Source organism: Paraeggerthella hongkongensis, assembly GCF_003726035.1.
In the GTDB taxonomy this organism is placed as follows: Bacteria; Actinomycetota; Coriobacteriia; order Coriobacteriales; family Eggerthellaceae; genus Paraeggerthella; species Paraeggerthella hongkongensis.
Map to the genome: position 1 here is coordinate 1 of NZ_QICD01000045.1, position 7,190 is coordinate 7,190.

Sequence of the window (7,190 nt, forward strand, 5' to 3'; positions counted from 1 at the left end):
ATTGCAGTCGGGCCCTTGAAATCAATATCTTGTGGGTGTGCACTGCTAGGCAGAATCACTGTGCCGATGCTGCGGAATGCCGTACCGATGGTCTGGAACGATGTACCGATACGGGCGTAATAACCACTAAATAGTTTAAAAATATGTAAAATAGTCAGAAACGCAATTATCTATGCAACCAAAGGAGCGAGATGGATTACGAAAAACACGTTGATCTCGATTTGTCCTCCCCCGCGAATCTGACGATAGCTAATAGAGAAATATTCAACGGGATAAAGGCCGGCTACCAAGATTTCGCCATACACTTAAACACCGACAAATCCGTCTACCCTAACACCTGCGCACCGGTCGCTGGTCTTTTGCAATACTATCGAGACTCTCATAATGTTGACTTCGAAATTGACTATGGGAGCGCAAGCGAAGACGAGTGCTATGTAAAGCACACCTGCTGTTTTAACCCGCTCCCCGCAAGCAAGCTACTCGATAACAAGATCAACACTCTTTCGCCCTTTGATCGTGTATGGAGATTCAGTTCATCTGAAGAAGTTAAAGTCGTGGTAGATCTGATACTCAAAGAAATGAGGGAACAACACGAACTTGCCCAAGGCGTGGCAAGCGGCATCGAATGGTGCCTGAATGAAACGATGGACAATGTTTTACAACATTCAAATACAGAGCACGGATATATTATGGCGCAGGTGCACAAGGAGAACAGACGCCTTGCAATTTGCGTTTTTGATGCTGGAATTGGTATCAAAAATTCTTTCAATACATCGATAACGCATAAACCGCGAACAGCCTTAGATGCAATTACCTTAGCGCTACAAGAAAGAATCACCCGTGACGAGTCAATAGGCCAAGGCAACGGTATGTGGAATCTTTCTCAAATAGTTCAAGCTAATGGAGGCGTGTATAAGGTATCGTCTGGAGGTGCTAACTACAGTTTTGACAAAACCCCCTCAACCAGCGAAAGAGGGCAACTTTACCTTGGAAGAAAATACGGAACAACTACGATTGACTTTCAACTAGATTTTTCGCAAGAGGTCAACATTGCAGCCGCATTTCAAAACCATCGTCCAACTGATCTATGGCTAGAAAGTCTTGAGAGAAACGATGGTCTATACGAAATAGACGTGGCATCCCTTGAATATGGAACAGGCACACGCAAGGCAGCCATAAGGCTTCGAAACACAACGTTGAACATCATCCATGAAACAAAGCGAAGAGTAATACTAGATTTTCACGGCGTCACTCTTACCAGTTCGTCGTTCGCAGATGAACTTATCGGTAAAATAATTCGCGACTACGGCTTTGTTTTTTGTATTACGTTTATCGAATTGACCAATCTTAGCAAAATCAATCAAGATATTTTCGATCGTTCAGTTGAACAAAGGATGGCGCAGATATACTATTCGGCCCATATTCCAGAAGATGATTAAACCTCGAGGAAGCGCGTGATAAAAGATTGAGATCAGAACAAAGTGACATATTTCACCAAAAGAGGCCGGGAGCAATTCCCGGCCTCTTGATTTCCGTGGTGGAGATGATGGGATTCGAACCCACGACCCCCACGTTGCGAACGTGATGCTCTCCCAGCTGAGCTACATCCCCACGGTATGTGCGCTTATCGCGCGAGGCAACATTTTGCCCGTATCGGCCCCATTTGTCAAATGGCATTTTGCGGCACTCTGCAAAATGTACACGAACGGGGTCGAGATCGAATCCGTCAAGCCTCAGCGTACCCGTCCTCGGAGGAATCAACGCCGAATTCGGCCCGATACTCCTCATCCGACATATACGAAAGGATATCGCCAGGCTGGCACTGCAACACCTCGCACAACATCCCCAACGTCGAAAACCGCATAGCCTTCACCTTGCCCGTCTTGATGCGAGACAGGTTCACGTTAGTAATGCCGACCTTATCCGCCAGATCGTTCAGCGAAATGCCCCGGTCCGCCATAACGCTATTAAGTGTAAGGACAACTGGCATGTATCCACCTATATGGTTTCGTCCGAGAATTCCTGAAGAAGTACGCCGTACTTGAATACAAACGAAAAAGCGAAAACAACCGCCGAGGCAACAAAGGGAAAGAGGTTCAACGTGGGAACGAAGCTTTCGTCAACACCGCCCGCCATGAACGGAACAACACCGGTAAGCACAACCTCAAGCACGGCGTATACCAGGAAGAACACCGACACAACCCTCAGACGGCGAACCTGAAGCATGGTGAAAGGAGACCGACCTTTCGATGCGTCCGAAAACACCTTGATAAGCGTCATGCAAACCGTGGCCATCGCCGCCGAAGAGGCAATGTACACCAGAAAAAACGGGAGGGTGACCGCGTAGTCGCAAAAACCCGGAACAATCAGCGAGAAAGCCATCACGCTCGCAGAAGCCAGCCACCACGTGCAAAGCAACACGAAAACAACCTTCATGAGCAAGCTGATTGTCTTGCACACCTTGCCCGTCTTGACCAAAGACTCTTCCACCGATAGAGGCTCACCGCCGAACATGCCCACATCCCCTTCCGAAAACAAATCACGACGGTGCAAGCTCTGCGCCGACCGCGCATCGCGATCGCGGCAACTTAAGAAGGCGGGGAGAATCCTCCCCGCCAACCGATCTAGATGCCTATTGCAAAGCAAGAACCGTTAAAGCCAATAGGATAGCAGATCGCTTTCGGATCGACATCGCTATAGAACAGCATGGGCTCACCTCCTCCCCTGAATGGACTCGGACATAGCCTGGCCCAAGGCATCGTAAAATGCCTGGGTCATCAGACAATAGGAATCCTTCGACTCCAAATCGCCCGATTCGAACAGCGAGCGGGCCCGGCAGCCACCCCCGCAGATTCGCACATAGCGGCACGCTCCGCAGTCCTCGAACTCCGCCGCATCGAGCATGCGGAACATCCGCGACACGCTTGACTTGAGCGCCTCGGTCACCGATCCGTAAAACGCATTGCCCATCGCATATTCGCCGCGATGCAGCATGTGGCAAGGGTATATCGTCCCATCGGCGGCAATGCTCAGCGTATTGTAGCCAGCCCCGCAGTTTCGACGAACTGACAGGCTCATGCCCACCGGCGCGTCCATGGCGGGAATCGGCTTGCCCTCGCCGAGCGTCAGCAAAGAGCGGCCCAGCATGCGCAGCTCTTCATCTCCCGGCAGCAAACCTCCCAAAACCTCGTCGGATGGCTCGCAGGTAAGCAGGCTGAAGTTGAGCGTTGCTCCCAAATCCTTGGACAGCCTCACGTAATCGGCAAGGTCGTTCACGTTGCGCGCATGAACCGTCGGAATAATATGCGCGGCGATGCCCGCTTCGCGCACCATGCGCACCGCTTCGACCAACTCGGAAAAACGCTGCTTTCCACGAATGTACGCCTGCGAGCTCTCAGAACATCCATCGAACGATACGGACACGCAGTCGACAAAAGGCGCCATGCGCTCCAAAGCGGCACGAGACATGCACGTTCCATTGGAAAGCACCGTCACCGACGCCATGCCGCGCATTCGCTTCGCATGCTCGACAATAGCGGGAAGATCGTCGCGCAAAAACGGCTCGCCGCCCGAAACAACCAACCTCGATGCGCCGGCGGCAGCCAGCTCGTCCACCCCGCGCAAAACATCGACCAGAGGAGCGTCGTCAAGCGCGTTGCGCTGAGCATCCAATGAATAGCACCCAGCGCACGTCAAATTGCAGCGTTGCGTAACGTGAAGATAGGCGGAAAGCACGCACTCGGACGCAACAGCCTCTTGAAAGAACCCTCCTTTGGCCAAGTGCTCAAGCAGCAAAGGATCGACAGAGGAAACGTCTTCCACCGGCACGTTTTCTTTGAACATGCGCGCGCAAACGCCCGCGCCCGCCTCGTCCAAGCCAATCACGTACCCCGTCGAAAGACACCCCACAAGCGTCACTCCCGCAAACTCGAACGAAACAACACCCTCGGCGAACTTCATACACGCTCCTCGTCGCATTCGAATCGCTTACGTCAAGCATTATGGTGGCGACCCCCTTGCCCCAAGAGAACAAAACGTACCAACGATCAATCAAATGTTGCAAGCAAAACAATTGATATATGATAGTTAGCTTCGATATGTAATCTGGGGGTTACGTATTGAAATTACGGCTATCATCTGGGGATTTATTCAATCCATTTACTCGCAAAATTACACAGCAGTTTAATGTTTTATGATAAATTTGTACCCGAACGAATCAAAGAAGCCAACTCTTCGAAAGAACGACGTCCATGAACATCAGTCAGCTGGAATACTTCGTAACCACCGTGCAATGCGGTAGTTTCTCCATGGCTGCAAAGAAGCTTTTCGTGACGCCGCAAGCAATCTCCAAAGCCGTTGGCGACCTAGAGCGCGAACTTCACGTAGACCTTTGCGAAAAGACGGGACGCGCCGTCGAGCCCACCGAGTTCGGCCGCCTGTTCTGCATACGCGCATCAGAAGTACTCTGCTGCTTGACGGATCTAGAATCGCTTGCGAAAGACTACGCAGCCGGGAAATCGAAAGAAGGCCGGGCGGCGGTATCCGTAGCGTGCTCGCCCTGCCGAGGGAACGTGCTGCACGCCCAAGACTTTTCGGCGTTCAACGCGTCGTACCCTCAGATAAAGCTGTCTTTGTCGTTCAACGCGGGCAGCACGGGATTGTCCGCCGTCGAAGAAGGACTCATCGACGGCGCCGTCATCCTCGGCCGCGCGACCAAGCCGAACATCACCTGCATAAAGCTGCATTCCGTTCAGCCGTTCCTTATGGTGTCGCAAAACCATCCGCTCGCATCAAGAAGCGCGATCCACCTTGAGGACCTTCGGAAAACCCCTTTAGCGGCCCCGGAAGACATCAGGTACTGCCAAGGCATCATAGCTGATCACCTTCGCGCGAAGAACGTCGAGCCAAGCTACACCATGCTCGAACCGTTTGTCGAAGCCCATCGGCGCTTTCTCGACAAAGAGCACGGAGCGGTGTTCGTCATCGACGATCCAACCCTGCAAGAACTCTATCCGAACGCCGTTGCGCTGCCCCTTGCACCCGAGGATGCCATCTCCATCCCGCTTTGCTTCGTGCACGCAAGCGGCAACGCCAACAAAGCGATGCTCCAAGTAGAGCGCTACCTGCTTGGCATCGTCACGCGCCTGAGAAGAAAACCCCAAGCCATGCCCGAGCACCATTGACGACAAGCCGAGCGAAAGAAGGAAGGAAACGATCATGGGAACATCTTCAGATCGCGAGCTGAACCTCCGCATCATCGAGCTCTCGCAAGCCATCGCGTCGCTTTTCGACACCGCGGACTCGACCGACGACGTGCCCTCGCTGAGAGACGAAGTGGTGCGCGCCATCAGCGAACAATCCAGCATTGCCCGCCAGAACGTTTCCACCCCCGAACCGCAAGACTAGCTCCAAGGCGAGTCGCAGTCGCAACCGCGCAGGAAAGCTCCGATCGCCTTTTTGCCGGGCGGCAGCTTGCAAAAAGGCCGGAGTCCTTAGCCGCAGGAAACAAACGGCCCGGTGAAAGGCTTTGCCGTATACTGTGCGCATGGACACTTTCGAAACAGGCGCGCCCAAGCGCGACGCAATACCGCTCGAGCACGAGCACGAAACGCACGGCCCCAACGACGCCGGAATGATGACGCATCGGTTCTATGCGTTCAACACCGTCGTGACGCTGCAGGCCTACGCTGATCCCGATCGATGCCGTACCGCATTCGAAGAAGCGCGCGCTGCCTGCCGCTCGTTCGAGCGATCGCTGTCGCGCACGCTTCCCCATTCGGACATAGCGCGCCTCAATGCTGCCGAGGGGGTGCCGACGCCCATCGGAGCCGAAACCGCCCAACTCCTGAGCGAGGCTCTGCGCTACTGCGCGGACAGCGAGGGACGGTTCGACATCACCATGGGGGCTGCAGTGCGCCTCTGGAACTTCCACAAGGGCGTCATACCTGATCAAATAGCCTTGGAAGAAGCTCTTTCCCATGTGAGTTGGCGCGGCGTGCACGTAAGGCAAACGGACGACGGCTGGGAAGCGCGGCTCGACGACCCACAAGCGGCAGTGGATGTAGGCGGAATAGCCAAGGGGTGGATAGCCGATCGCCTGGCAGAACTCCTGACATCGCGCGGTCTTGAATCGTTCATCGTGAATTTAGGCGGAAACGTGGTTGCGCACGGACGAAAGCCGGACGGAAGCCCTTGGCGCATCGGGCTGCAAGACCCGCGCGACAAGCATGCACTGGTAGGGGCTATCGCGATTGGGGAAGCTTCCGCGGTAACAAGCGGCGTGTACGAGCGGTGCTTCACCCGGAATGGCGCGCTGTACCATCATATCCTGGACCCGGAAACAGGGTACCCCGCCCAAACCGACGCAGCGGGCGTAACCGTGCTCGCACGCCGATCGATCGATGCCGAAGGATACTCCACCACGCTGCTAGCGTTGGGCATAGAACGCGGATGCGTCTTCGCTCGGCAGCATCCCGCCATTCTTGCCGCGTACTTCGTCAACGCCGAAGGCAGGGTGATCGAAGCGTAGACCAAGCGTCAAGCAATTCGAAACGAAAGGCGGGCCCGTTCCCACGGCGCCCGCCTTCTCTATGAGTATGCTAAAAGGCTAGGAAAGTACTTTCTCTCCTTCAGCGGGGCTAACCTCGGAAACGGTGCCCTCGGCCTCGGGCACGAAGGGCTCGAACAGCGGCTCGCCGTTCTGGGAAAGCTCAACCATGCCGGTCAGAACGTCAACGTACTGGTAAGACTGACGAGCGGTGCGCCCGCGCTTGCGATCAACCTCCAGGATGAACAGCTGGGGGTGCACCTGCATGAGCACGCCTTCGCTCTCAACAATCTTGGAGCGGCCCATGTTGGCGCGCACTTTTAGGCGTTGACCGACGAAGTCATGTAACGTATCATGAATGGAGTCGACGATTTTGGCTTGTTTCGCTAAATCCATGCTTACTCTTTCTCGCTTATGCTATATACAGAGATAACAAATTAAAATTATACCATTACAGTCAATACAGGGGGAAATCTGCACGAATCCCCCTTAATTCGCATGTTTTCAACCCCTTATAAGTTGATTTGCAGGCTGAACCGAACACTTTGCTTTTTCTCTTGAACTTAGCCGTACGCGTGCAGCTAAGTTTGAGAATCCTTGCCTAAGGGTGGGCCGAAGGGGCCTGCCGAAAAGGAAAGGACAA

Annotated in this window: 8 protein-coding genes and 1 tRNA gene; 4 read left to right on the forward strand and 5 right to left on the reverse strand. The window is 53.9% G+C overall.

Annotated features, from left to right (window positions below):
- The first annotated feature begins 191 nt into the window (after positions 1–191).
- Positions 192–1,439 carry an STAS-like domain-containing protein gene (locus DMP08_RS12145; protein WP_123193138.1) on the forward strand — a complete coding sequence of 416 codons (1,248 nt, stop codon included), beginning with the start codon at positions 192–194 and terminating at the stop codon, positions 1,437–1,439.
- Positions 1,440–1,535: 96 nt separating this feature from the next.
- Here the strand turns inward: DMP08_RS12145 and DMP08_RS12150 are convergent.
- From DMP08_RS12150 to DMP08_RS12165, 4 genes are all read right to left on the reverse strand, one after another.
- Positions 1,536–1,611: transfer RNA gene (locus tag DMP08_RS12150), tRNA-Ala, on the reverse strand.
- 115 nt (positions 1,612–1,726) lie between these two features.
- Positions 1,727–1,990 (reverse strand): helix-turn-helix domain-containing protein, encoded by a 264-nt coding sequence (locus DMP08_RS12155; protein WP_123193139.1) that lies wholly within the window; start codon positions 1,988–1,990, stop codon positions 1,727–1,729.
- An 8-nt stretch (positions 1,991–1,998) separates the two neighbouring features.
- Positions 1,999–2,514, reverse strand: a complete 516-nt coding sequence (locus DMP08_RS12160; protein ID WP_123193140.1) for a DUF2975 domain-containing protein — start codon at positions 2,512–2,514, stop codon at positions 1,999–2,001.
- A gap of 198 nt (positions 2,515–2,712) precedes the next feature.
- Positions 2,713–3,960 (reverse strand): radical SAM/SPASM domain-containing protein, encoded by a 1,248-nt coding sequence (locus DMP08_RS12165; RefSeq protein WP_123193141.1) that lies wholly within the window; start codon positions 3,958–3,960, stop codon positions 2,713–2,715.
- A gap of 290 nt (positions 3,961–4,250) precedes the next feature.
- On the opposite strand from DMP08_RS12165, the gene DMP08_RS12170 reads away from it, so the two are divergent.
- The 3 genes from DMP08_RS12170 to DMP08_RS12180 all read left to right on the forward strand — a co-directional run bounded on the left by DMP08_RS12170 (position 4,251) and on the right by DMP08_RS12180 (position 6,529).
- Entirely contained in the window at positions 4,251–5,183 is a 933-nt protein-coding gene (locus DMP08_RS12170) for a LysR family transcriptional regulator (RefSeq protein ID WP_123193142.1), read from the forward strand.
- Between the two features lie 34 nt (positions 5,184–5,217).
- Complete coding sequence (locus DMP08_RS12175) at positions 5,218–5,406, forward strand: phenylalanyl-tRNA synthetase subunit alpha (protein ID WP_123193143.1); 189 nt, start codon at positions 5,218–5,220, stop codon at positions 5,404–5,406.
- 139 nt (positions 5,407–5,545) lie between these two features.
- Positions 5,546–6,529 carry an FAD:protein FMN transferase gene (locus DMP08_RS12180; protein ID WP_123193144.1) on the forward strand — a complete coding sequence of 328 codons (984 nt, stop codon included), beginning with the start codon at positions 5,546–5,548 and terminating at the stop codon, positions 6,527–6,529.
- Positions 6,530–6,607: 78 nt separating this feature from the next.
- On the opposite strand, the gene DMP08_RS12185 is transcribed toward DMP08_RS12180, so the two are convergent.
- On the reverse strand, positions 6,608–6,943 hold the full coding sequence (locus tag DMP08_RS12185; protein WP_123193145.1) for a Veg family protein: 336 nt from the start codon (positions 6,941–6,943) through the stop codon (positions 6,608–6,610).
- Between the last annotated feature and the right edge of the window lie 247 nt (positions 6,944–7,190).